This is a genomic window from Sulfitobacter sp. HNIBRBA3233 (assembly GCF_040149665.1).
Lineage (GTDB): Bacteria > Pseudomonadota > Alphaproteobacteria > Rhodobacterales > Rhodobacteraceae > Sulfitobacter > Sulfitobacter marinivivus.
This window is the reverse complement of the sequence record NZ_JBEFLP010000001.1, coordinates 1,097,465-1,123,078: the sequence shown is the minus strand read 5'-3', so window position 1 is coordinate 1,123,078 and position 25,614 is coordinate 1,097,465. Positions and strand designations below refer to the sequence as shown.

The 25,614-nt window shown below is 63.7% G+C and carries 21 protein-coding genes; 12 read left to right on the top strand and 9 right to left on the bottom strand.

Annotation, left to right across the window (positions count from 1 at the left end):
• The 7 genes from ABMC89_RS05360 to ABMC89_RS05330 form a co-directional block, all read right to left on the bottom strand.
• On the bottom strand, positions 1-678 hold the full coding sequence (locus ABMC89_RS05360; protein WP_349565954.1) for an orotate phosphoribosyltransferase: 678 nt from the start codon (positions 676-678) through the stop codon (positions 1-3).
• 54 nt (positions 679-732) lie between these two features.
• Positions 733-1,764 carry a dihydroorotase gene (pyrC, locus tag ABMC89_RS05355; protein ID WP_349565952.1) on the bottom strand — a complete coding sequence of 344 codons (1,032 nt, stop codon included), beginning with the start codon at positions 1,762-1,764 and terminating at the stop codon, positions 733-735.
• Between the two features lie 33 nt (positions 1,765-1,797).
• Positions 1,798-2,736 (bottom strand): phosphoadenosine phosphosulfate reductase, encoded by a 939-nt coding sequence (locus ABMC89_RS05350; protein WP_349565950.1) that lies wholly within the window; start codon positions 2,734-2,736, stop codon positions 1,798-1,800.
• A 97-nt stretch (positions 2,737-2,833) separates the two neighbouring features.
• Positions 2,834-3,889: a glycosyltransferase family 2 protein gene (locus ABMC89_RS05345; protein ID WP_349565948.1), complete on the bottom strand. Its 1,056-nt coding sequence runs from the start codon at positions 3,887-3,889 to the stop codon at positions 2,834-2,836.
• Complete coding sequence (locus ABMC89_RS05340; protein ID WP_349565946.1) at positions 3,889-6,273, bottom strand: glycosyltransferase family 2 protein; 2,385 nt, start codon at positions 6,271-6,273, stop codon at positions 3,889-3,891. Before ABMC89_RS05340 ends, ABMC89_RS05345 begins: the two co-directional genes overlap by 1 nt.
• The gene (locus ABMC89_RS05335; protein ID WP_349565944.1) at positions 6,273-6,893 is read right to left on the bottom strand and encodes a sulfotransferase; all 621 of its coding nucleotides are present in this window, start codon (positions 6,891-6,893) and stop codon (positions 6,273-6,275) included. Before ABMC89_RS05335 ends, ABMC89_RS05340 begins: the two co-directional genes overlap by 1 nt.
• Positions 6,893-7,930: a glycosyltransferase family 2 protein gene (locus ABMC89_RS05330; RefSeq protein ID WP_349568523.1), complete on the bottom strand. Its 1,038-nt coding sequence runs from the start codon at positions 7,928-7,930 to the stop codon at positions 6,893-6,895. Before ABMC89_RS05330 ends, ABMC89_RS05335 begins: the two co-directional genes overlap by 1 nt.
• A 250-nt stretch (positions 7,931-8,180) precedes the next feature.
• On the opposite strand from ABMC89_RS05330, the gene ABMC89_RS05325 reads away from it, so the two are divergent.
• Complete coding sequence (locus ABMC89_RS05325; RefSeq protein WP_349565942.1) at positions 8,181-9,086, top strand: AAA family ATPase; 906 nt, start codon at positions 8,181-8,183, stop codon at positions 9,084-9,086.
• A gap of 74 nt (positions 9,087-9,160) precedes the next feature.
• Positions 9,161-10,429, top strand: a complete 1,269-nt coding sequence (locus tag ABMC89_RS05320; protein ID WP_349565940.1) for a vWA domain-containing protein — start codon at positions 9,161-9,163, stop codon at positions 10,427-10,429.
• 29 nt (positions 10,430-10,458) lie between these two features.
• On the opposite strand, the gene purL is transcribed toward ABMC89_RS05320, so the two are convergent.
• Both purL and ABMC89_RS05310 read right to left on the bottom strand, forming a co-directional pair.
• Positions 10,459-12,618: a phosphoribosylformylglycinamidine synthase subunit PurL gene (purL, locus tag ABMC89_RS05315; RefSeq protein WP_349565938.1), complete on the bottom strand. Its 2,160-nt coding sequence runs from the start codon at positions 12,616-12,618 to the stop codon at positions 10,459-10,461.
• Between the two features lie 636 nt (positions 12,619-13,254).
• The gene (locus tag ABMC89_RS05310) at positions 13,255-14,151 is read right to left on the bottom strand and encodes a LysR family transcriptional regulator (protein WP_349565936.1); all 897 of its coding nucleotides are present in this window, start codon (positions 14,149-14,151) and stop codon (positions 13,255-13,257) included.
• A gap of 188 nt (positions 14,152-14,339) precedes the next feature.
• Between ABMC89_RS05310 and ABMC89_RS05305 the strand changes: the two genes are divergently transcribed.
• The 10 genes from ABMC89_RS05305 to ABMC89_RS05260 all read left to right on the top strand — a co-directional run bounded on the left by ABMC89_RS05305 (position 14,340) and on the right by ABMC89_RS05260 (position 25,608).
• Positions 14,340-17,738 (top strand): indolepyruvate ferredoxin oxidoreductase family protein, encoded by a 3,399-nt coding sequence (locus ABMC89_RS05305; RefSeq protein ID WP_349565934.1) that lies wholly within the window; start codon positions 14,340-14,342, stop codon positions 17,736-17,738.
• A gap of 59 nt (positions 17,739-17,797) precedes the next feature.
• Positions 17,798-18,685 carry a lysophospholipid acyltransferase family protein gene (locus tag ABMC89_RS05300; protein WP_349565932.1) on the top strand — a complete coding sequence of 296 codons (888 nt, stop codon included), beginning with the start codon at positions 17,798-17,800 and terminating at the stop codon, positions 18,683-18,685.
• 7 nt (positions 18,686-18,692) lie between these two features.
• Positions 18,693-19,502: a glutamate racemase gene (locus ABMC89_RS05295; RefSeq protein WP_349565930.1), complete on the top strand. Its 810-nt coding sequence runs from the start codon at positions 18,693-18,695 to the stop codon at positions 19,500-19,502.
• Between the two features lie 43 nt (positions 19,503-19,545).
• Positions 19,546-20,574: an N-acetyl-gamma-glutamyl-phosphate reductase gene (argC, locus tag ABMC89_RS05290; RefSeq protein ID WP_349565928.1), complete on the top strand. Its 1,029-nt coding sequence runs from the start codon at positions 19,546-19,548 to the stop codon at positions 20,572-20,574.
• Positions 20,575-20,581: 7 nt separating this feature from the next.
• The gene (gene ccmE, locus ABMC89_RS05285) at positions 20,582-21,025 is read left to right on the top strand and encodes a cytochrome c maturation protein CcmE (protein WP_349565926.1); all 444 of its coding nucleotides are present in this window, start codon (positions 20,582-20,584) and stop codon (positions 21,023-21,025) included.
• Positions 21,026-21,096: 71 nt separating this feature from the next.
• Positions 21,097-21,708 carry a holin-associated N-acetylmuramidase gene (locus tag ABMC89_RS05280; RefSeq protein WP_349565924.1) on the top strand — a complete coding sequence of 204 codons (612 nt, stop codon included), beginning with the start codon at positions 21,097-21,099 and terminating at the stop codon, positions 21,706-21,708.
• Positions 21,699-22,271, top strand: coding sequence for a holin family protein (locus ABMC89_RS05275; RefSeq protein WP_349565922.1), 573 nt, complete (start codon positions 21,699-21,701; stop codon positions 22,269-22,271). Before ABMC89_RS05280 ends, ABMC89_RS05275 begins: the two co-directional genes overlap by 10 nt.
• Before the next feature lie 63 nt (positions 22,272-22,334).
• The gene (locus tag ABMC89_RS05270) at positions 22,335-24,308 is read left to right on the top strand and encodes a heme lyase CcmF/NrfE family subunit (protein WP_349565920.1); all 1,974 of its coding nucleotides are present in this window, start codon (positions 22,335-22,337) and stop codon (positions 24,306-24,308) included.
• On the top strand, positions 24,305-24,757 hold the full coding sequence (locus ABMC89_RS05265; protein WP_349565917.1) for a cytochrome c-type biogenesis protein: 453 nt from the start codon (positions 24,305-24,307) through the stop codon (positions 24,755-24,757). Before ABMC89_RS05270 ends, ABMC89_RS05265 begins: the two co-directional genes overlap by 4 nt.
• Positions 24,758-24,831: 74 nt before the next feature.
• A complete protein-coding gene (locus ABMC89_RS05260; protein WP_349565915.1) occupies positions 24,832-25,608 on the top strand; it encodes an enoyl-CoA hydratase-related protein in 777 nt (258 codons plus the stop codon).
• Positions 25,609-25,614: the final 6 nt, after the last annotated feature.

The window sequence follows — 25,614 nt, the reverse complement described above, 5'->3', positions numbered from 1 at the left end:
TCAGCCCTTGCGGGCTTCCTGCCACTCACGGGGAGAATTCAGAAATTTTTCCACCTCTTCGAGCGTCGCGGCGGGGAAGGATTGCTGCGCCTTGGCTTCGGCCAGAACGTCCCACCAGGTGCACAGGTGATGCAGGCTGACACCGTGGTCGCCCAGGGTCTTTCGCGTCTCGGGGAAGATATCGTAGTAGAAGATCACGGCGGTATGCGCGCAGGTGGCGCCGGTGTCGCGAATGGCGTCCACGAAGCTGAGCTTCGATCCGCCGTCGGTTGTCAGATCCTCGACCAGAAGGACGCGCTGGCCTTCGGACATATCCCCTTCGATCCGGGCATTGCGGCCGTAGCCTTTCGGCTTCTTGCGCACGTAGGTCATGGGCAGGGCCATGCGTTCGGCCACCAGTGCCGCGAAGGGGATGCCCGCGGTCTCGCCGCCGGCGATGTTGTCGAAAGCCTCGAAGCCCGCGTTGCGCATGACGGTGATGGTCAGGAAATCCATCAGGGTGCTGCGGATGCGCGGGTGGCTTATCAGCTTGCGGCAGTCGATATAGCTGGGCGACGGCAGGCCGGACGCCAGCGTATAGGGCTCTTCAGTGTTGAAGTTCACGGCGCCGATTTCCAGCAGCATCCGCGCCGTCAGGCGGGCGATTTCGTCGGGTGTGGGGTAGGTTGCGGGGATCATGCGCGGCGGTCCTCTGCGGCAGGCTGCGGGATTGAGTTTACTGGCAAAATGGAGTCAGACCGTCCAGTTCAACGGCATGCCGGGATCGAAAACGGTGACGGGTCCTTCGGGCGTGTCGATCTGTGCGGGGATTTCCGGTGTCTCGCGCACCAGCGTCAGCGTGGCGTCATTGGCGGGCAGGCCGTAGAACGCAGGCCCGTTGAGCGAGGTGAAACCCTCGAGGCGGTCCAGCGCATTTTCCTGCTCGAATACCTCGGCAAGGATCGGCAGGGTATTGGGCGCGGTGAAACATCCCGCGCAGCCACAGGGCAGCAATTTGTTCGCATCCGTGTGCGGCGCGCTGTCGGTGCCGAGGAAAAACCGTGGGTCGCCCGAGGTGGCGGCGGCGCGCAGCGCCAGACGGTGGGTTTCGCGTTTTGCCACGGGCAGGCAGTAGTAATGGGGCCGGATGCCCCCCGCGAGGATGTGATTGCGGTTGATGACCAGATGGTGCGTTGTGATCGTGGCGGCAAGGCCGGTATCGTGCGCCTTGACGTAGTCCACCGCGTTCGACGTCGTGATATGCTCCATCACAACCCGCAAGCCGGGGTGGTTGCGGCGCATCGGGTCCAGCACGCGGTCGATGAACACGGCCTCGCGGTCGAAAATGTCGATCTCGGGGTCGGTGACTTCGCCGTGGGTACACAGCGGCAGGCCGATCTGGGCCATCCGTTCAAGCACCGGCGCCACGCGGGTGAAATCCGTCACGCCAGAAGCCGAATTGGTCGTGGCCCCCGCCGGATAGAGTTTGACCGCCGCGATCAGGCCATCCGCATGGGCGGCGGCCACGTCGTCGGGGTCGGTGTTTTCGGTCAGGTAGAGGGTCATTAGTGGCGTGAAGTCGTGGTCCGCCGGCAGCGCGGCCATGATCCGGTCGCGGTAGGCGCGCGCGTCGTCACCTGTCACCACCGGGGGCACGAGATTCGGCATGATGATCGCACGGGCGAAATCGCGCGATGTATGCGGCAGGACGGCGCGCAGCATGTCGCCGTCGCGCAGGTGGAGATGCCAGTCGTCAGGACGGCGGATGGTCAGGGTCTTTGTCATGCCCGCGTGCTATCACGTCCGGGCGCGGTCGCGCTAGTCGTCTTTGAGCGATCCTGCGCGTTCGAGTTCCTTCAGGCGGCGGGCGAAGCGCGGGGCGTGCATGCGCGAGGTGACATTGCGTGCCAGTGCGTAGACCAAAGGCGTGCGGCCCTCTGCGTCGAGTGCTGCCATCAGCGCGCGCAGGTAGGGCGGGTGCTGGCGGCGCGCGCGCATCATCCGCGCAAAGGTCAGATCGTCCAAAGTGCCGTCTGCAATGGCGGCCAGCATCGGCGACAGCTGCTCCATTTCCAAAAGGTCCGTCTGGATCGCGTCCCCCATGTAGGGCAGCCTCAATTTGCTGACGTTGGCACGGGTAAAGAGCGCTGCATGCATCGCGTCGAGCCGCTGGCGGGGATCGTAGACGACATAGGCCGCATCTGCGCCCTCGACCATGTCGGGTGCATATCCGTAGCGGTCGGTGAAGTCATGGCGGCGCATCTCGACAAACCGGTCGTCCCATTCGCTCATCCGCGGATCGAGCGTGGCTTGCGGTTGCACGGCAAGCACCCGCGCGCCCGGTGCGGCAACGGAGTAGGCCGCAGCCGCATAGCCGCAGGGACCTGCGCCATAAAACACGATACTGTCGAATTCGTCGAAGAAACCGTCGTCGATCAGACGGTCGAAATAGCCGTAGACATCCGCATCGCGGAACCATGTATCCCCGTCCGAGGCGATACACAGGCTCGACCAGCCCATCGACTGCATCATTTCCCACCCGAGCGGCTGGGCCCGGGACGACAGGGACGGAATGCCCTGAAGCGTTTCGAAGGACACCAGCAATGTACCCGATTTTTCGACCAGCGCCGCGTAGTGCCGCGCGCCCAGCTGCTCGAAGCTGCCTTCGTCGTCGCACAGTTCTTCGATCGCGGACAGCCAGTCCGCTTTCTTCATCCCGGCAAGGGATGTCTCGAATGTCAGGCCATCTGTGCCCATTGAACTGTCCTCAATTGCCCGCGACCGCTTGGAACCGGTTCTGCTTGATCAAGGGCTATAGCGTCAATAGGGCGAAAATTTGGTAAAACGGGCTTGTTTAGGGGGCATCATCGGCCCGGTCGCGGGCCAGATTGGCGTGATGCACGAGGAACTGCGCCGCCTTGCGCTGCAGCGGCACGGAGGGCGGTGTCATCATCAGCCGCCCGAACAGCGCGCGGTAGGGCTCTTGCGTCAGAAGGGTTTCGAAGCGGGCCTTGCGCCATGCCACGGCGGCATCGTGCAGGCGCGAAAGCTCGGTATCGGCCTTGAGCGCGGCCAGCTCGGCCGCGCGCGGGGCGCTCAGGCTCTGGATCGTGTGGTCTTCATCGGTGTTGAAGTTCCTCTCGACCCAGTAGTCGAGCCCGAGCATGTCGTCACTGTGGACGGCCCGCCCGCGATCGGCCTTCATCACGTAGCTTTCCATCGACCCGAGCGGATAGTGGTTGAGTTGCACAAGACCGTAGTTGTCGCGCCCGAAGTTCGAGAAGATGCGGCGCTTGGCGAATTGCGCGGGCAGGGTGTTGCCGTTGCCGTCGACCCAATGCGCCTGATCCAGTTTGCGGTCGTTCAGGTCACGCGGGCGGTGGACGCCCGGTTTGCGGTAGGTTCCATCGTTGCGGTAGAGCGTCTTGAACATTGCCGCGCGCCACGGCCAGTACATCACCCGCGGCGCGCAGCGGGTGAAAGTGTCCAGTACCGGCGTGTCCGCGTAGCGCACTTGCGACGCCGCCCCGAACAGCCGCCATGTCAGCGTGATCGCGGTCGCCTGCGGCACCGCGTCATGCAGCGCGCCCAGAGTGTGGTCGCCGCAGTGGATATTGACGAATTCGTCCACGTCCAGCGGCAGGATCCAGTCGGCGTTTCTGACCGCTTCATGCTTGGCCGCCGCCTTCATCGCGGTGAACTGGATGCCGCCCTTGTGGTAGGGCCCGTCGTTGCGCAGGTGGATCAGCATCCCCATCGCGGCAAGCCGGTCGAGCATCGCGTCAGTGCCATCGTCGCAGTCGTTCGAGAACACGAGGAATTCATTGAAGCCGACCGCGCGGTGATGCGCGAGCCACTCCAGCAAGAAAGCCCCCTCGTTGCGGACGCAAAGGATCGCGAGGTGGCGCATCAGCTTTCCATATCGAGCGCGAGCGCGTAGGCGACGCGCTCGGTCTCGTTCAGCTTGACCGTCAGTGCCTCGGCGTAAAGCTCTGCAAATTCGGGGGTCTTGTGCAATTCTTCCGCCTTTGCGCGGTGCCACGCCAACCCGGCCTCGTGCCAGTGGCGCAGGCGGTCATCGGCAAGCAGCCGGTCATATTCGGCCTGCAGGCGGGGGATATTGCGTTTGATCGTGACATCCCGGAAATCCGACCAGTCCATGCGGATCCAGTAGTTGATCCCGATAGAGCGGTCCACATGCAGCGCGCGGCCCCGCTGGCGTTTGATCAGAAAGGATTCCGCCGACCGCAATGCGTAGTGGTTGAGCTGCAACAGGTCGTAGCCGATGGATTTCTTCGACGACCGCCATCCGTTCTTGGCCACTTCGCGGGTCATGTCCTTGCCCGATCCATTGACCCATTTTACCTTGTCCGCAAAAGCTTCGTTTAGCTTGTTGGGACGGTGGCAGGAGATTTTCTCGTAGGCGCCTATGTTCTTGAACATCGTCTTGAAGCCCCAGACCGTATGCGGCTTGGGGCAGAATTTCGGTGCACAGCTGTCGAACTGGTCGATGACGAAATCGTCGCTCAGCCGTGTCACGCCGTTGTGGCCGAACAGGCGCCACGTCATCGCGACATTCGTGGCATCGGGCACGGCGGCCAGAAAATCCTGCACCGTGCCGTTGCCGCAGCGGATGTTCATGAATTCGTCCACGTCGATGTGGATGATCCATTCGGCGCGGCGGATCACCGGTTCTTTCAGAGCCTGATTCAGGGCGTATTGCTGGGGCGAATTACCCTTCCAGTCGTCGTTGTTGCGGTGCTCGACGATCCCCATCTGCTGAAGCCGGTCGAGAAGTTCGGAGGTGCCGTCCTCGCAGCCGTTGGTATAGATCAGAAAGTTGTCCACGCCGATGGCGCGGTGGTAGGCGATCCATTCAAGGATATAGGGCGCCTCGTTCTTCATGCAGCCGACGATCACGTTGCCCGAACTGCCCGGCAACAACCTGCGCGGGGCGATTTCGCTATAGGCCGCGCCCAGTTGTTCCTCGTCCACCGCGCCCAGCCTGTTGTGCGGAGCAAAGGACGAGGTGCGCAGCTTCTCGAAATTCTCGACGGCAGCGGCGGGCATCAGTTTGCGCGCCTGTTGGGTTAGCGCCTCGGGGCGGTCCTCGTCGGTGCGCGGGGGCGCTTCGGCCGGTGGGCTGGGCGTTTCCGCAAGGGTCTGGAGTTCGGCCACACGGCGTTCGTGATCCTCGCGCGTGGCGCGGTCTATCCGCCACATGAAGCCAAGCAGGTATTGCGAGGGCCGGAAACCGAACCGGGTGTCCGCTTCGGTCCAGTCCGGCAAGGGGGCGGGCGGCGTGAAGGTAGCCGGTTCAATCCCCGCGTGGGTCTTCGCCAGCGCCGCAAGGTCCGCTGCAAAGTGCCGAGCTATGGGATTGAGGCTGCCGCTTTCCAGCGGTGGGCCGTCGACGGCCACTTCCTGTACGAATTGCCGCCAGAGTTGGCGCGGCAGGCTGCGCTTGCGGCTCGACAGAACCTGCAGGAGCAACGCGTTGAGCTGTCGGCCCCGTGCCAGTGCCGCCGCGGGCATGGCTGGGCCATGTGCGATGTCGCGTGCCGGTTCAATCGCTGTGTCCAGACCGAAAGCGGCGGCAATCTCGTCGGTGACCGACGCACTGGCAAAAAGAGCGGGGTCATAGCCGCGCAGGGTGACCGCCCCCTCGCCGAATGCTGCCTCCCAGAAGCGCACCAGTCCCGCAAGGTCGAGCCAGTGGTTCGGTGCCTGTGTTTCCGCGAAAACACCGGCCTTGGGGTCGATGATGGGGCGCGCCTCCAGCGCTGCGTGCCACCAGCTCTCGCTGCCTGCCAGCGCCAGTTCGGCATCCAGCGTCACGCCGCGCCCTTCGAGAATTTGCTCGGCGTAGCGGCGCACCAGCATCCGCGACGGGTGATCGACATGGGCGACGATCCGGATGTCATCGGACAGCGGCGTCAGCATATCGCGCAGCCGTTCAAGCTCGGACGCGCTCGACAGGCTCGATCCCAGTTGCGCGGCACTCAGGATCAGCGTGTGTGGACGGTGCGCGTCTACCTCTGCGGCCAGTTCCGCGCAGACTTCGGCGCGCAGTACCGCCTGTTTTTCGGGCGCGATGTAGCCGCGGTTGTAGCGCAGCGGGTCCACATGCGCAGGATCGGTCACGGCCATGTAGAAACGGGAGTGGTTCTTGTTGCCGGGGCTGCGCGCGTAGAGAACGCCGCTGGACAGCAGTGCATCGCGCCGCTTGGCAAGGACCGATTGCAGCCTGTGTGCGGTGGCCTCTTCGGGCCCGATATGGAGGTATATGCGCATCATACTGCCTTGAGATTGGCATTCGCCTGGCCCCACCAGGTCAGGTCAGCGCCGATATGCCGGCCCACTGCATCCTTCGCGTCGGGGTGGGCGACGTCGTATTCCAGATAGGCGGGGTCGCCCGCGAAAATCTTCGCCAGATGGGCGTAGTGCCCGTCGATCCACTGGATCCGCTCGGCGCTGGTTTCACCGTAGCCTTCGGGCAGGCCGGGAATGTCCGAGGCAGGCAGCCTGTCGGTGCCAAGATCGGACCACGCAAGCATGGATTGCGATACATCCCAGCTGCTGCGCCGTGACGCCAGAAAACGGACCTCGGGATGGTGGGTGCGGATCGCGTCGATCAGGGCGAAATCCATTTGCGGCCACAGAGATTTGCCCTGCCTGAGGCAGCTGAGTTCGGTAAGCGCGTTGAAATTGCCGAACAGCGCGCCGGGGTCGCCGGTCTGGAAATACCCGCGATAGAGCAGATCGGCCACGAACGCGTTCTTGAGATCCTCGGTTTTCGTCTGGCGGGGGCGGATGCGGTGATCGGCCACGCGGAAACCCGCGATGCGCAGCGCCCGTGCAAGGGTGGTCGTGCCGGTCTTCGGCAGGCCGAGGTTGACGACCGCGAGCCCCATCAGGACGCCTCCAGCAGACCCAGATCACGCAGCATCTCTTCTTCCTGCGGGGGCAGTTTCGGTGCGGCCTTCAGCTGCGCGCGCATCTCGCGGTAGCTCTCTTCGGCAAGCAGCGCGTCGCGCTTGGCGATATGGGCCGCAACACAGGCGTCGTGCAGGCCCGCGATATCGCCCATCGCTTTCAGCTCGGCGATCTGCGCCTCCAGTGCCGGCAGGTAGCGCCGGATCGACAGATCCTCCCACGCGGGATCGTTGCGTTCGCGCCAGTAGGTATCGTCGAAATCACGGTTTTCGCGGTTTACATCCCCGCGGTCGTTCTTGACCAGATAGCTGTCGAGGCTGCGCAGCGCATAGTGGTTCAGCGTGGCGAAATCCCGCGCGCCGGCGGCGGGAAAGCGGCGGATGCGGCGCGGGTTGGCCGCAACCAGAAAACGGTGCGGCACCGCGCGTCCCGAACCGTCGGTCCAGTCGAGCCCCTTCGCCTTCTTGCCCTTTCCCTTGTGAAAGGGACGGTGCGCGCCGTAGTACTGAAGCGGAAAATCCTTGCGCACCAGTGTCTTCACCTCGATCGCAGCCTCGCCGCACCACAGGTCGGGGTTGTGACTGCGGCCGAACTGGCCGATCACGGGTGCATCGGTGAAGGCGTCGATGCCGTCATTGGCGAAAAACTGGAAATTCAGGCTGATCGCCATCGGATTGCCGCAGGCCTCGATCAGCGCGGGAAGGGTATGATCGCCCGTGTGGATGTTGGGAAACTCGTCCACATCCGCGATCCAGACCCAATCGGCGCCGTTGACCACGGGTTGCTCCTTGGCATCCTTCAGCGCCTCCATCTGGTAATTGCGCCCCTTGGCGGGGTTGGCAAGATGGGTCACGACCCCGAGCGCCGCAAGAGCATCCAGCAAGGTATCGGTGCCGTCCGAGCAGTCGTTGGAATAGAAGAGAAAGTCCGTGACCCCCAGCACCCGGTGGTAGGCGATCCATTCCAGCAGGAAGGGGCCCTCGTTCTTGACGCAGGTGACAGCGGTGATCTTCAAATCAGCGCCCATGGCATCCGCCCGGGCTGGTCGAGTGGCAATCGCTCATGTCCGCCTCTTGATCGGGTTCGGGTGCCAGCTGCCCGCAAACCTCTTTTTTTCTGGTTTAGACACTGGCATTTCCTCGAATCGCCGTCAATCTCGCGGTCGATCTTGGCGGGGCTGCCGTGACATATCTACCAACTGTGCCTTGACCCGGCGCGCGCGGGCTGGCCTTCTGGCGCAAATCCATCCGCAGGAGCAGCCCTTCATGTCCGATATCTCTTCGATCGACGCCGTCCAGAAGATGCTTGGCGAACAAGGCTACGTCTGCGGGCGCGCGCTGGGAACGGTGGTGTTTCTCGGCCTGACGCTGGGCCGGCCGCTCTTTCTCGAAGGAGAGGCCGGCGTCGGCAAGACCGAGATCGCCAAGGCGCTGGCCAAGGGGCTCGGCCGCCGCCTGATCCGGCTCCAGTGCTACGAGGGGCTCGACGCGGCATCGGCGGTCTACGAATGGAATTTCGCCGCCCAGATGGTCGCGATCCGCACGGCGGAGGCGGCAGGCAAGGCCGACCGCGCCGAATTGAACGCCGAGCTTTTCTCGGAGGAATTCCTGATCGAGCGGCCCCTGCTTCAGGCCATGCGCGGGCATGAAAACGGCCCCCCCGTCCTGTTGATCGACGAACTTGACCGTACCGATGCCCCGTTCGAGGCGTTCCTGCTCGAAGCGCTCAGCGACTTTCAGGTCACCATTCCCGAGATGGGCACGGTCAGGGCGCCCGAGCCTCCCATCGTGATCCTGACATCCAACCGCACCCGCGAAGTGCACGACGCGCTCAAGCGGCGGTGCCTCTACCATTGGGTCGACTACCCCGATTTCGACCGCGAGATGGAAATCCTCGCCGCGCGCGCTCCCGAAGCCGCCGAAACCCTCAGCCGCGAAGTCGTGTCTTTCGTCCAGCGCCTGCGCACCGAAGATCTGTTCAAGAAACCGGGTGTCGCCGAAACCATCGACTGGGCAAAATGCCTGCTCGCGCTCGACGTGGTCACCCTGTCGCCCGAAACCATCGCGGACACGCTGGGGGCGATCCTGAAATACCAGGACGACATCGCCAAACTGCATGGCTCCGAGGCAAAGCGCATCCTAGATGAGGCGCGCAACAGCCTCGATGCGTGACGGGGTCTCCATTTTGCCAATAAACTCAATCCCTCCATCGCGCCGCCCGCAGGTGCCTCAAGGGGGCGCCAACGGTGCCTGAATACCTCCCGCTGGATCTGCCCGACGATCCGCGTCTTGCGGGCAACATCACCCATTTCGCGCGGGCGCTGCGGCGGGCAGGGCTGCCCATCGGTCCGGGGCGGGTGATCGACGCGATCCACGCGGTCACTGCCGCAGGGTTTACCGACAAGCGTGACTTCTACTGGACGCTGCACGCGTGTTTCGTGAACCGTCCCGAACACGCCCGCATCTTCGCGCAGCTCTTTCGCCTCTACTGGCGCGATCCGCGCTATCTCGAACACATGATGGCCGCCATGCTCCCCGCGATCCGCGGCGTGCAGGAAGAGCGGCCCGCACAGGCGGCCGAGAAACGCGCGGCGGAGGCGCTGCTCGACGGTGCCGAGGCGCCCCCCTCCGAGGAGGAGTCGCAAGACACCGAGGAGGAGGAGACGCTGGTCGAGGTCGACGCGTCGCTCACCATGTCCGCGAACGAGCGGCTCAAGACGCTCGACTTCGAGTTGATGAGCCTTGAGGAAATTGCGCAGGCCAAACGGATGCTGGCGCGGCTTACCCTGCCGATCCGGCCGCTGCCCTCGCGCCGCGCGGCGCCCAGTGTCGGGCAGGGGCGCATCGACGCTGCCCGCTCGCTGCGCGGCGCGCTGCGGCGCGGCGGCGAGATGAACGCGCTGGCGCTGAAAAAACCGCGCCCGAAATGGCCCAACCTGGTGGTGCTCTGCGACATCTCCGGCTCCATGAGCCAGTATTCCCGTATCATCCTGCATTTTCTGCACGCGGTTGCGAACGAACGGGGGGCGGGCTGGGCGCAGGTCCACGCCTTCACCTTCGGCACCCAGCTGACCAATATCACCCGCCATCTGGCCGCACGCGATGTCGATGCCGCACTCAAGGCCGCCGGCGCCGAGGCGCAGGACTGGGAGGGAGGCACCCGCATCGGGCAGAGCCTTGCCGCCTTCAACCGCGACTGGTCGCGGCGGGTGATGGGGCAGGGGGCGGTGGTGCTGCTGATCACCGACGGGCTGGACCGCGACGCGCCCGATGCGCTGGCCCGCCAGATGCAGCGCCTGCATTTGTCGGCGCGCAGGGTCATCTGGCTCAACCCCTTGCTGCGCTGGGACGGCTTTGCGCCCAAGGCGGCGGGCATTCGTGCGATGCTGCCCCATGTCGACAGCTTTCGCGCGGGCCATTCGATAGCCTCGCTCGAGGCATTGGCGGAGGCGATTTCACGTCCCGATGACGTGGGCGAGAAATCCCGCATGATGGAGATGATCAACGACGCCTGAGGCGTCGTCGATCATGCGTTTTGCCGGCGTCAGGTGACTGTCTGCGCAAAGGCGGACCCGTAGAGGGCGGACAGATCTGCCAGCGGCGCTGAGGCATCGCCGAACCGCACGGTGTCGCCGCCGAAACGACCCACCTCGGTCAGCGTCAGACCAGCCGATTCGGCAGAGGCGCGCAGCGTGTCCGCATCCTGCGCGCTGGCCGCGATCAGGTAGCGCGCCTGATCCTCCCCGAAAAGCGCGGCGGTATCGCCTGTGGCCAGTGTCAGCCCCAGTCCCGCGCGATGCGCCATCTCGAAGCCCGCCAGCGCCAGACCGCCGTCCGACAGATCCGTGCAGGCGCCAAGCATCGCGTGATTGGCGCGGATGAAATCTCCGTGCGCGGCTTCGGCGGCCAGATCCACGGGCGGCGCGTCGCCTTCGCTGCGACCGAAGGCTTCCGCCAGCAAGGCCGACTGCCCCAGATGGCTGCCCGCCGCACCCAGCAGCAAGGCCACATGGCCCTCGCGCACGTCGAAGCCGATGATCCGGTCGGAGGTCGCGATCAGGCCGACAGCCCCGATGGTCGGTGTCGGCAGGATCGCCGTGCCGTCGGTTTCATTGTACAGCGACACGTTGCCGGACACGATTGGCATGTCGAGGGCGGCAACCGCCTCTCCGATGCCTTTGATGGCACCGACGAACTGACCCATGATCGCGGGCTTCTCGGGATTTCCGAAGTTCAGGTTGTCGGTCGTGGCCAGCGGCACGGCGCCCACGGCTGTGAGGTTGCGGTAGGCTTCCGCGACCGCCTGCTTGCCGCCCTCGACCGGGTTCGCCTTCACATAGCGGGGCGTCACGTCGGAGGTGAATGCCAGCGTCTTGTCGGTGCCGTGCACACGAATCAGGCCCGCGCCGAAACCGGGTGTGCGGGCGCTGTCGGCCATGACCATGGTGTCATATTGCTCGTACACCCACGCCTTGCTGGCGTAATTGGGGCTGGAAATCAGCGCCCGCAGACCTTCGATCGGGTCGATCGACGGGATGTCGGTCAGCGAGGGCGCAGGCGCCGTCGGCTCCCAGGGGCGGTCATATTCGGGGGCAGTGCCGGACAGCGCCTTCAGCGGCAGGTCTGCCTTGATCTCGCCGTTCAGGCGAATGAGGAACCGGTCTTCCGCGATGGTTTCACCGACAATGGCGAAATCGAGGTCCCATTTGTCGAAGACCGCTTTCGCTTCTGCCTCAAGCTCGGGACGCAAGACCATCAGCATCCGTTCCTGGCTTTCCGACAGCATCATCTCGTAGGCGGTCATGTTCTCTTCGCGTGTCGGCACTTTCTCGAGGTCGAGCACGACGCCCAGATTGCCCTTGTCGCCCATTTCGACCGCCGAACATGTCAGGCCCGCGGCCCCCATGTCCTGGATCGAGATGACGGCACCGGTGGCCATCAGCTCGAGCGTGGCTTCCATCAGGCGCTTTTCGGTGAACGGGTCACCGACCTGCACCGTGGGGCGCTTTTCCTCGATGGTATCGTCGAACTCCGCGCTGGCCATGGTCGCACCGCCGACGCCGTCGCGACCGGTCTTGGCCCCCAGATAGACCACGGGCATTCCCACGCCCGATGCGGCAGAATAGAAAATCTTGTCCGCATCCGCCAGACCGGCGGCAAAGGCGTTCACAAGGCAGTTGCCGTTGTAGGCGGGATCGAAACGCACCTCGCCCCCCGCGCAGGGGACGCCGAAGCAGTTGCCATAGCCGCCCACACCCGCGACAACCCCGTGCACCAGCTGTTTCGTCTTGTGGTGCGCAGGTTCCCCGAAGCTGAGGGAGTTCATCGAGGCGATGGGCCGTGCGCCCATGGTAAAGACATCGCGCAGAATGCCGCCCACACCCGTCGCCGCACCCTGGTAGGGCTCGATGTAGGAGGGGTGGTTGTGGCTTTCCATCTTGAACACGACAGCCTGCCCGTCCCCGATATCGACAACGCCCGCGTTCTCGCCGGGACCGCAGATCACTTGCGGGCCTTCGGTCGGCAGGGTGCGAAGCCATTTCTTCGACGACTTGTAGGAACAGTGTTCGTTCCACATCGCCGAAAAGATCCCCATTTCGGTGAAATTCGGGGCGCGCCCGAGGATGCGGTTGACCTCTTCCCATTCGGCGGGCGTGAACCCGTGGGCGGCGATGACGTCTGGTGTGATTTCAGGATCGGACATGAGGTTTCCCCGGCGCTGTGTCGGGGCCTTTTATGACAGCTTGGAACAAAGCGAAAGACCGCGCGGGATTTCACGCGTCGTTAACGATCTTCGCAAGATTTCGGGAAGTGAGCGAGGGAGTGCAGTGACCCGTAACGACCGTATCACCGGCAACGATTTCTAACCGGGGGGATCTGGGGTGCGGTCGTGTGCGGCCCCGAAGATGCGATGGGTCAGGGCGGGGTGGAGAGGGCCCCATGGGTAACCGCTGCATTCGAAAATCGCGTGACGCTCTGGCGACCGGAGGCGGGCGCTCTCGCAGACTAGGCCCGATGCGCGTCCGCTGGAACAGGTGCGGGGGCAGAAGCTGGCGGTGAAACGCCCGCGCGTTATGCGGTGCAGCAGGAAATGGCAATCATGCATCATCCCGTCTTGTTCCGCCTGCCAAGGCCAAAAAGGAGCGGGCAAAAAAAGACCGGGCGCAAAGGCCCGGCCAAGTCCAACAGGGAGGTATGAGGAGAGCGGCAGGGCCGCGTCAGCCTCATGCTGCCGAATTAGGGGGCGCGATGCCTCTAATCAAGGCAAAATGCGAAGCTGGCCCGTCATGGCAGATATGCGATTTCTGCATGGCTTTGCGCGCGACAGGCCCGACCGGACCTAGCGTTCTTTCAGCTGTTTCCGGTAGGCGATGATCTCTTCCTGAACGAAATCCTTGAAAGCGGCGACTCTTTTTGATTGCCGCAGCTCTTCGGGATAGGCGAGGAAAACCGGCACATCGGCTGATTCCACATCCGGCAGGACCTGCACCAGATCCGGGAAATCCTGAATCAGGTAGTCGGGCAGCACCCCGATGCCGAGATGGTGCAACACCCCCTGCAAGACGCCGAAGTAATTGTTCACGGTCAGCAAGGATTTGATGTCATAGAGCATCAGCTGCTGGATCAGGCTGAGACCCGCGCCGACCTGATCGCTGTCGGTGTTCTGGCAAATCAGGCGATGGTTGCTCAGATCCTCAAGGCGCTCGGGCGTGCCGCGCGTGGCCAGATACTCGGGCGACGCGTAGAGGCACATACGCACTGTCATCAGCCGCTTTCGCACCAGATCGGCTTGGCTTGGCTCCTTGAGGCGGATGGCGACATCGGCCTCGCGCATCGGCAAGTCCAGCACCCGCTCCTCGAGCATCAGGTCGACCTTCAGGTCGGGATATTTCTCGTAGAGCTTCGACATGCGCGGCGCCAGCCACAGCGTGCCGAAACCGGTCGTTGTCGTGACGCGCAACTCGCCGAAAACCTCTTCCTCGCTGTCGCGGATCCGCGCCGAGGCGGCATCGACGCGTTTGGTCATCGCGCTGGTCGCATCGAACAGAAGTTCGCCCTGTTCGGTCAGGATCAGCCCGCGGGCGTGGCGGTGGAAGAGGTTGGTGTTCAACTGCTCTTCGAGGCCGCGAATCTGGCGGCTGACCGCGGATTGTGACAGGTTCAGCTTCTCGCCCGCGTGGGTCAGAGACCCCGCGTCCGCGACCGCATGAAATATCCGCAATTTATCCCAGTCCATCCCAACTCCCGCCTCCGCTGTGATCTGTCCAATACATCATAAGACGTAACCGACACAGCCCCTCGGGCCGGTTCGGTGCGAAAAAATCGGAACATACCCTATGCAGGTCATATATTATGACCTATTGTGCTAATCAATGATGCATGATGAACTGGATTTCATGCCTATGGTTTCTTGGGAGGGACACCATGACGACGCAGGATATTTCACTAAATGACCGTTTCGACCTGAAAAAGCGACAGGTTCTGTTGAACGGAACGCAAGCGTTGGTGCGCGCGATGATGATGCAGTCAGCGCGCGACACGGCGGCGGGGTTGAATACCGCGGGTCTGGTGACCGGATACCGTGGGTCTCCCTTGGGTGCCGTGGACATGCAGATGGCCCGGGCCGAGAAACAACTGTCCGAGTATCGCGTCACCTTTCAGCCCGGTCTGAACGAGGATCTCGCGGCGACTGCGCTCTGGGGTGCGCAGCAGGCCGAACTGCGTGGCGAGGGCAAATACGACGGGGTCTTCGGGCTGTGGTACGGCAAGGGGCCCGGCGTGGATCGTTCGGGCGACGTGATGCGCCACGCGAACATGGCCGGATCGTCGAAGTACGGTGGCGTGATCATGGCAATGGGGGACGACCACACGGGCGAGTCCTCGACCGTGCTGCACCAGTCGGAATTCGCGATGGTGGACGCCTATATGCCCATCGTCTCGCCGGCCGGGGTGCAGGAGATGCTGGACTACGCGATCTACGGCTGGGCGCTGTCGCGGTTTTCGGGTCTGTGGGTCGGGCTGAAGACGATGAAGGACACTGTCGAGGTGACCTCCGTCGTAGACGGCGATCCGCACAGATTGTCCTTTGTCGAACCTGCATTCGAGATGCCGCAGGGCGGGTTGAACATCCGTCTCGTGGATGACCGCGTCGACCAGGAAGCGCGCCTGATCGACTACAAGAGATACGCCGCCGAAGCCTTCGCTCACGCCAACGGCATCGACAAGCGCGTCTGGGGCAAACCCGGTGCGAAGATCGGCTTTGTCGCGGCGGGCAAGAACTGGCTCGACCTTTTGCACGCGCTCAGCCTTCTGGGCATCGACGAGGCAGAGGCAGAGCGGCTGGGCATCACCACCTACAAGGTGGGCCAGACCTGGCCGCTGAACATGAAGGGCTTTCACGACTGGGCCGAGGATCTGGACCTGATCGTGGTGGTCGAGGAAAAGCGCAAGCTGATCGAGGTACAGATCAAGGAAGCGCTGTTTGACGACGACATGCGCCACCGCGTCTACGGCGGGCGCAAGAACGGCGAGGAATTCTTCTCGGCGCGCTGGGCGCTTGATCCGACGGATATCGCGACCAAACTGGGCGAGGTTCTGTGCGAGGAGGGCCGCGGCACCGAAGGTATCCGCGCGGGCATGGCCAAGCTGGACGAGGCGCGCCGGCAGGACAACGCGCCGGAACTGGCGGCCAGACTGCCGTATTTCTGTTCGGGCTGTCCGCACAATACGTCGACCAAGGTGCCCGAGGGCAGCCGCGCCTACGCGGGCATTGGCTGCCATTTCATGGCGCAGTGGATGGACCGCGAAACCCTAGGCTTTACCCACATGGGCGGCGAAGGCGCGAACTGGATCGGTGAGGCGCCGTTTTCGAATACGCCGCATGTGTTCCAGAACCTCGGCGACGGCACCTACAACCACTCGGGCGTGCAGGCGATCCGCGCGGCATTGGCGGCAGGCACCAACATCACCTACAAGATCCTCTACAACGATGCGGTCGCCATGACCGGCGGCCAGCACAACGAAGGCGATCTGGACGCGCCGCGCATCGTTGCCGAATTGCGCGCCATGGGCGTCAAGAACCTTGCCGTGGTCTACGACGAGAAAGAGGATGTGGATTTCGCGCGCTTCAAGGGCGTGGAGCTGCATGAGCGCGCCGAGCTTGATAGCGTGCAGAAAAAACTGGCCCAGACGGAAGGCGTGAGCGCGATCGTCTATATCCAGACCTGTGCGGCCGAAAAACGCCGCCGCCGCAAGCGCGGGCTGTTTCCCGATCCCGACAAGCGCGTGTTCATTAACACCGACGTCTGCGAAGGCTGTGGCGATTGCGGGGTACAGTCGAACTGCGTGTCCATCGTGCCCAAGGAAACGGAACTTGGCCGCAAACGCGCCATCGACCAGTCCTCTTGCAACAAGGATTTCTCCTGCGTCAAAGGGTTCTGCCCGTCTTTCGTGACCCTCGAAGGGGCGAAGGTGCGGCGCGAGGCCACGACCGAGGTGAAGATCCCCGATCTGGCTGCGCCGACGCTGCCCGCGATTGACGGCACCTTCAATGTCGTGATCACCGGTGTCGGTGGTACCGGTGTCGTGACCATCGGCGCGGTGCTGGCGCAGGCCGCACAGATCGACGGCAAGGGTGCGGGCATGATGGAAATGGCGGGCCTTGCCCAGAAGGGCGGCGCGGTTCACATCCACTGCCGTCTGGCGGAGCGGCCCGAGGACATCACCGCGATCCGTGTTGCGACTGGCGAATGCGATGCGCTGATCGGCGGCGATCTGGTGGTATCGGCAGGTCACAAGACGCTGGGCCTTACGTCCTCCGGACGCACGGGCGCAGTGGTGAATGCCCACCAGATCATCACCGGCGATTTCACCCGCGATACCGAATTCCAGATGCCCTACGAGCAGCTGGAGCTGTCTTTGCAGGCGCGGCTGAAGGACGATGTCGTGCTCTTCGACGCGTCCGATCTGGCCAAGGCGACGCTGGGCGATTCGATCTATTCCAACATGATGATCTTCGGCGGCGCGTGGCAGCGTGGTCTGATCCCTCTCTCGCTCGAGGCGATCGAGGCGGCGATCAAGCTGAACGGCGCCGCGGTCGAACGCAACCTGCGCGCCTTCACGCTTGGCCGCTGGGCGGTGGAGCATCCGCAGGACGCGCAGGCGGTGATCAATCCCAAGGTGGTGCAATTGCCCAAGACCCTGGCCGAGCGTATCGCATTCCGCGCCGAGCACCTGACCGCCTATCAGGGCAAACGCCTGGCAAAGCGGTATCGCCGTATGGTCGAGGGCGTGGAGGATGCCAAACTGCGCGAGGCCGTGGCGCTGGGCTATCACAAGGTGCTGGCCTACAAGGACGAATACGAAGTCGCGCGGCTGCTGCTGTCATCGCGCGAACGCGCGCAGGCGGAATTCGAGGGTGATTTCAAAATGACCTTCAACCTCGCCCCGCCCTTGCTGTCCAGGACCGGTCCGGACGGACGCCCCGCCAAGCGCGAATTCGGGCCGTGGCTGGAAAGGCCGCTGCGTATAATGGCGCGGCTCAAGGGGCTGCGCGGCACGCCGCTCGATCCGTTCGGATACACGGCCGAGCGCCGGATGGAGCGCGCGCTGATCACGCAATACGAGCGTGACATGGCCGAGGTGCTGCCAAAACTGACCGAAAATACCCGCGAGGCGATTGTGGCCCTTGCAGAACTGCCCTTGCAGATTCGCGGCTTCGGTCCCGTCAAACAGGCCAACGAGGCCAAGGCCGCGAAGCGCCGCGAAGAACTGTTGGCGCTGATCCGCGCCGGGGGCGAGCGGATGGACAAGGCGGCGCAATAGCGTAACACATCTGTCATGTCCGTCCTCTAGAACCGGGGCGGACATTACCGGAGACCCCGATGCAACCGACTGAGCACAGCCCTTCCGCGCGCGATCTGAGCTATGCGTGGTCCGCGCAGACACGCGGCGGCAAGGCAATGATCCGCGTGCTGGAAAACACCACCGGGCGGCGGGTCTTGCTGAAACGTGCGCGGGGCTATCAGGACGAGATCGCGCAGGGGCGGAATTTCTTCGACGTGATGATGGACCGCTACGGTCTGAGCCTTGACGTGGTGGGGGGATGTCTGGACGACATACCGCGCGACAGACCCCTGATCGTGATCGCGAACCATCCCTACGGCATTCTGGACGGGCTGGTCATGGGCCATCTTCTGGCGCGCACCCGAGGGGATTTCCGGATCATGGCAAACTCGGTCTTTGCCCGCGCGCCGGAACTGCACCGGATGCTTCTGCCGATCGATTTCGATCAGACCAAAGAGGCGCTTGCGCTCAACCTCGCCACGCGGCGCACGGCGCTTGAGTATCTGGGGCAGGGCGGCGCGATCGGTATCTTCCCCGGCGGCACCGTGAGCACGGCGGCAAAGCCCTTCAGCCGCCCGATGGACCCCAACTGGCGCAGCTTTACCGCGCGGATGATTGCCAAATCCGACGCGGCGGTATTGCCGGTATTCTTCGACGGGCACACCAGCCGCATGTTCCAGATCGCCAGCCACCTGCATTCCACCCTGCGGCTGGGCCTTCTGATCAAGGAGTTCCGTGCAAGGGTCGACACACCGGTCAGGCTGGTCATCGGAAAACCGATCGCCCGCGACGTTCTGGACCCGATTGCAAAAGACGGCAAAGCAATGATGGATTTCCTGCGCAAAGAGACGTATGAGCTTGCTCCAGAACCGCTTGATTGGTCTCATGCGGGATATGAATTCGAGGACCGGCATCGCAGCCGGTGAGGCGTGCATGGCGGTTGGAATATTCGATAGCGGGCTGGGCGGTCTGACGATCTGGGACGCGGTGCAAAAGCGCCTGCCGGATCACGAGTTCGTCTATCTGGCGGACAGCGCGAACGCGCCATACGGGGTGCGCGACGCGGATGACATCTATAACCTGACAGTCGCCGCGACCCAGCGTCTGTTCGACGCCGGCTGCGATCTGGTTGTGCTTGCGTGCAATACCGCATCGGCCGCCGCACTGCGACGGATGCAGGAAAGCTGGGTGCCTTCGGACAAACGGGTTCTGGGGGTATTCGTGCCCCTGATCGAGGCGCTGACCGAACGGCAGTGGGGCGACAATTCTCCGCCGCGCGAAGTGTCGGTGACCGAGGTGGCGCTGTTCGCGACCCCCGCAACGGTTGCCACGCGGGCGTTCCAGCGCGAGCTGGCGTTCCGTGCGATCGGTGTGGACGTCGAGGCGCAGGCCTGCGGCGGTGTCGTCGACGCGATCGAGGACGGTGATTTCATCCTTGCCGAGGCGCTGGTGAAAAGCCATGTCGACGCGCTGAAGCGCAAGATGCCGCATCCGCAATGCGCGATCCTGGGCTGTACGCATTACCCGCTGATGCATGACGCCTTTCAGGACGCGCTGGGCGCTGATGTGCGGGTGTTCAGCCAGGCCGAACTGGTCGCCGAAAGCCTTGCCGATTACCTGAACCGCCATCCCGATAAAGCCGGGCAGGGCTCCGCAGCCTTCCTGACCACGGGCGACCCGAAAAAGGTCAGCGACCGGGCGACGCAGTTCTTGCGACGACGATTGGAATTCCAATCGGCCTGACCGGCCCCATCGACGCAGACCCCCATATTCTCGGACGGAAAACATGACATATAATATCGCAATCCTTGGCGCCTCGGGCTACACCGGCGCCGAACTGATCCGGCTGATTGCCGGCCATTCTTCGATGAAAATCAAGGCGCTGGGCGGAAATTCGAAAGCCGGGCAGAGCTTGGCCGAGGTCTTCCCGCACCTGCGCCACCTCGATCTGCCCGATCTCGTCACCATGGAAGAGATCGATTTTTCCCAGATCGACCTGTGCTTTTGCGCCCTGCCGCACAAGACCTCGCAAGAGGTTATTCGCGCGCTGCCGAAGGATCTGAAGATCGTCGATCTGTCGGCCGACTTCCGGCTGCGCGATCCCGAGGAATACCGGCGGTGGTACGGCAACCCCCACGCCGCGCTGGAGCAGCAGGCCGAGGCGGTTTACGGGCTGACCGAATTCTACCGCGAGGATATCCGCAACGCGCGGCTGGTCGCCGGAACCGGCTGCAATGCCGCGACCGGCCAGTTCGCTCTGCGCCCGCTGATCGAGCGCGGTTTGATCGACCTCGACGACATCATCCTCGACCTGAAGTGCGCGGTATCGGGGGCGGGGCGGTCGCTGAAGGAAAACCTGCTGCACGCGGAACTGTCGGAAGGCTATCACGCCTATGCACTGGGCGGCACGCACAGGCATCTGGGCGAATTCGATCAGGAATTTTCCGCCGTTGCCGGACGGCCCGTAAAGGTGCAGTTCACGCCGCATCTCGTGCCCGCCAACCGTGGCATCCTTGCCACCGTTTACGTCAAGGGGGATCCGCAGGCGATCCATGCCGCCTTGCAGACGGCCTATGCCAGCGAGCCCTTCCTTGAGGTGCTGCCCTTCGGCGAAGCGCCGAGTACGCGGCACATCCGCGGATCGAACTTCTGCCACATCGGTGTCAGCGGTGACCGGATCGAGGGGCGCGCGATCGTCGTGGCGGCGCTCGACAACCTCACGAAGGGGTCATCGGGCCAGGCGTTGCAAAATGCCAATCTGATGTTAGGTATCGAGGAGACCGAGGGATTGATGATGGCCCCTCTTTTCCCGTGAGGATCAGATGAAAAGCCTGAAAAAGCAGCGCCGTATACAGGTGATTGCAGTGGCGGTTGTGGCACTGATCGCCGCAACCGCACTGATCGGATACGGTATGCGCGACGGGATCAATTTCTTTCGCGCGCCGTCGCAGATCATTGCCGAACCGCCCGGACCGACCGAGGTATTCCGCATCGGTGGTCTGGTCGAGGAAGGCACCCTGCGGCGCGGCGAGGGCGAGCAGATCAGCTTTTCCGTGACCGATGGCGGCGCCTCCGTTCCGGTTGTCTATTCAGGGGTGCTGCCCGATCTCTTTGAAGAGAACCAAGGCATGGTGGGTACCGGCTCCTACATCAACGGCGTCTTTCAGGCCACTGAAATACTTGCAAAACACGACGAGACCTACATGCCCAAGGAAGTCGTGGACGCGCTGAAGGAACAGGGCGTCTACAAAGAACCCGACAGCTGAGCGTACGCTGAGGTGAGCCTGCGTTAACCTGTCCTGCCGCAGCTTGTTCCCCGACCTGAAGGGGGAAAGCCATGCAGTCTGTCAGACAAATTGCCGAAGAAATCGTCCAGCGCGAGGGCGGCTATGTGAACGATCCCGATGATCCGGGCGGGCCGACGAACTTCGGGGTGACGATCCACACCATGCGGCGTCTGGGCCTCGATCTGGACAACGACGGCGCGATCACCGCCGCCGATGTGCGCAAGCTCGACCGCAAGCAGGCTGTCGATATCTTTCTCAAGCATTACTACTCCCGTCCGCTGATCGCGGAGCTGCCGCAACCGCTTCAGGCGTCGGTCTTTGACATGTACGTCAACGCGGGTGCCAATGCGGTGAAGATCCTGCAAAACCTGCTGACGGATATGGGCTTTGCCGTGGTCGTGGATGGCGCGCTCGGGCCGCAGAGCGTTGCCGCCGCGCGGGCGGCTTTCAACGCCTCGCCCGATCATCTGGTCGATGCCTACGGCATCGCGCGGCGGAATTACTACTTCCGCCTTGCGGACCGGCGGACCGCCAGTCGCAAATACGCGCGGACCCGCGCCGGCGGCAAGGGCGGCTGGATCAAACGCGCCGAGGAGTTCATCTCTCCGCGCTATCACATGACCACAGCGGAATTTCGCGAAAGGACTGCGCCATGGGGTTGATCGAACGGGTCTTCAACACGGTCTTCGGGGGCGAACGCAACGTGCTTCGCGACACCGTCGAGGTGTTTCGCGAGAATGCCGAAGCGGGTGCCGCACGGGGTGCTGAGGTCCAGAAACAGGCGATGAGCCAGTATGGCGCGGAGTTTTCTGCACCCTCCAAGGGGGGCTTTGACCGGTTCATGGACGGGTTGAACCGGGTGCCGCGTCCGGCGCTGGCATTAGGCACGCTGGGGCTCTTTGTCTCTGCGATGGTCGCCCCCCTGTGGTTTGCGCAGCGGATGCAGGGCATCGCGCTGGTGCCGGAGCCGCTGTGGTGGCTGCTGGGGGTTATCGTGTCCTTCTATTTCGGGGCGCGGCATCAGGTGAAAGCGCAGGAATTTCAGCGCAGTATCGTGCAGACTGTCGCCCATGTGCAGCCGGTGGTCGACACTATCGCCATGATCGGCCGGATGCGCGCGGACAGCATCGGCGCGGCAGATCCCGGCCCCGATGTACGGGCCGCCGCGCAGGCCCTGCGATCCGAAGCGAACCCGGCGCTCGACGACTGGCGCGCGGCACGCTGACTGCGGCGAACTGCCCTGCGATAAGTCATTGGAAGAGGGGCATGTGGCGGCTATATACGCCACATGATTACAGAGCTTGGACATTTCGCCTTGTTGCTCGCCCTCGGGGTGGCCGTCGTGCAGATGATCGTCCCGATGGTGGGCGCGGCGAAGGGCTGGCCCGGCTGGATGGCGGTCGCCGAACCTGCGGCATCGCTGCAATTCGTGCTGGTGGCGCTGTCGTTCGGTGCGCTCACCCACGCTTTCATCGTCTCGGATTTCAGCCTCGCTGTCGTGACGGCAAACAGCCACTCGATGAAGCCGATGCTCTACAAGATCAGCGGCACATGGGGCAACCACGAGGGGTCGATGCTGCTCTGGGTGCTGATCGTGTCGCTGTTCGGCGCCATGGCCGCGTGGTTCGGCGCGCAGTTGCCCGACAGCCTGCGCGCAAGGGTACTCAGCGTTCAGGCCGCGATCGGGGTGGCGTTCCTGCTCTTTATCCTGCTCACCTCCAATCCGTTCGCCCGCCTGGTCGTGCCGCCCTTTGACGGTCAGGACCTCAACCCGCTGTTGCAGGATCCCGGCCTCGCGTTCCATCCGCCGTTTCTCTACCTCGGCTATGTGGGGCTGAGCATGGCGTTCAGCTTTGCCGTCGCGGCCCTCATCGAGGGGCGGGTAGACGCGGCATGGGGCCGCTGGGTGCGCCCGTGGACGCTGGCAGCGTGGGTCTTCCTGACCATCGGGATCGCATTGGGATCGTGGTGGGCCTATTACGAGCTTGGCTGGGGCGGCTTCTGGTTCTGGGATCCGGTCGAGAACGCGTCCTTCATGCCGTGGCTTCTGGCCGCTGCCTTGCTGCACTCCGCCATCGTGGTGGAAAAGCGCGAGGCGCTGAAAAGCTGGACAATCCTGCTGGCGATCCTTGCCTTCGGCTTTTCGCTGATCGGGACATTCATCGTGCGGTCGGGGCTGCTGACATCGGTGCACGCCTTCGCCAACGATCCTGAACGCGGCGTGTTCATCCTTGCGATCATGGCGTTCTTCATGGGCGGCGCGCTGATCCTCTTTGCCCTGCGCGCCAGCGCGATGGAGGCGAAGGGTGTCTTTTCACTGGAAAGCCGCGAAAGCGCGCTGGTGGTGAACAACCTGCTGCTGGCGGTGTCGTGTTTCGTGGTTTTCGTTGGCACCATGTGGCCGCTGCTGGCCGAGATGTTCTTTGACCGCAAGCTCAGCGTGGGACCCCCGTTTTTCAACATGGCGTTCACGCCCTTCATGGTCGCCTTGGGGATCGTGCTGCCGCTGGGATCCGCGCTGCCTTGGAAACGGGCGCATCTGGCGCGCGCCCTGCGGCCGCTGCGGATGGCGCTGGTGCTGGCAATCGCGATCGGTGGGCTTGTCTGGGCAATGCAGACGGGCCGCAGCCTGATCGGGCCGATCGGCATGTTCCTTGCCGCCTGGATCCTGATGGGCGTGGCGATTGATCTAATGCAACGGACGGGTCGCGGCCTCATTGGCACGCGGGTGTCGCGCCTGATGCGGCTGCCACGGGCTGACTGGGGCAAGGCCGTCGCCCACGCAGGTCTGGGCGTGACGATGATGGGAATTGCGGGGCTGACCGCCTACACGGTCGAGGATATTCGCGTGGCCCGCGTCGATGTGCCATTCGAGGTCGGCGGATACGAGATGACCCTGCGCGGGGTCGAAGACCTTGACGGGCCGAACTATGTCGCAACGCGCGCGACCATCGACGTGGTCCGTGACGGCGAATTCATCGCAACGCTTCTGCCCGAAAAGCGGTTCTATCCCGTGGCGCAGATGCCCACCACCGAGGCCGCGATCCACCAGACGCTGGCGCGCGACCTGTATCTGGTGATCGGCGATGAACAGAACGGCGGCGGGTGGGCCGTGCGGACCTACATCAAGGCGATGACCAACTGGATCTGGATCGGATCGGCCTTGATGGCCCTTGGCGGCTTCCTGAGCCTGACGGACCGCAGGTTCCGCGTGGCCGCAGGCGCACGGCGTGACACCGCGAAACCGGTGCCCGCGGAATGAGAACCCTTGCGCTGATCCTGATGCTGCTTGCCACACCGCTGGCAGCGGTCGAGCCCGATGAAATGCTCGACGATCCGGTGCTGGAGCAACGCGCGCGCGATCTGTCAAAGGGCCTTCGCTGTCTGGTCTGCCGCAACGAAAGCATCGACGAAAGCAACGCCTCGCTGGCCAAGGATCTGCGCCTTCTGGTGCGCGAACGTCTGGTCGCGGGCGACAGTGACGACGAAGCCGTCGCTTTCATCGTGGACCGGTACGGCGAGTACGTGCTTCTGACCCCGACCACGGGCGGGGCGAACTGGATCCTCTGGGGCGCGGGGCCCTTGATGCTGCTTCTCGCCGGTGGGGTAGGGGCGGCATACCTGCGGCGGCGGTCCACGGCGCCTGCACCGCAAGACGCGGGCCTCAGCCCCGAAGAGGCGAAAGAGCTCGAAGAAATCCTGCACCGCTGACGTCCGGTTGGCGCTGGCGGCGCTGACCTGCTGTGCTAAAGTCGCGTTCGACACCGAAACGTGAGGATTTTTTCGTGGATTACCAGACGATCACCTATGACCTGACCGATGGCGTTGCCGTCGTGACGCTGAACCGTGCCGACAAGTACAATGCGCTGACCACCCAGATGCGGGCCGAAATCGAACACGCGGTCCGCACCGGCGGCGAGGAAGCGCGCGTCGTCGTGATCACCGGCGCGGGCAAGGCATTCTGTTCGGGTCAGGATCTGGGGGACCGCGCCAGCGCGGGCTCGATCGATCTGGAGCGGACGCTGCGCGACGAATACGCACCGTTGCTGCGCGCGATCGTGAACTGCCCTGTTCCCACGATTGCCGCCGTGAATGGCCCTGCGGCGGGGGCAGGGGCGAATATCGCCCTTGCTGCCGATGTCGTTTTCGCCACCGAGAGCGCCTATTTCCTTCAGGCTTTCACGCGGATCGGCCTGATCCCCGACGCTGGTGGGACCTATGTGTTGCCGCGCCAGATGGGCATGGCCAAGGCCATGGGGGCGGCGCTTTTCGCGGACAAGATCAGCGCGCGGCAGGCCGACGATTGGGGCATGATCTGGGAATGTGTGCCCGACGCCGAGTTCGAGGAGCACTGGAAATCGAAGGCTGCGCATCTTGCTGCGGGCCCGACCGCGGCCTACGCGGCGGTGAAGCAGACGATCCGCGACAGTTGGGAGAATTCGTTCGAAGACCAGCTTTCGCTCGAAGCGCGCGAACAGGGCAAATGCGGCAAGTCGCGCGATTTCAAGGAAGGTGTACTGGCCTTCATGGAAAAACGCCCCGCGAAATTCGAGGGGCGCTAGAGCTTT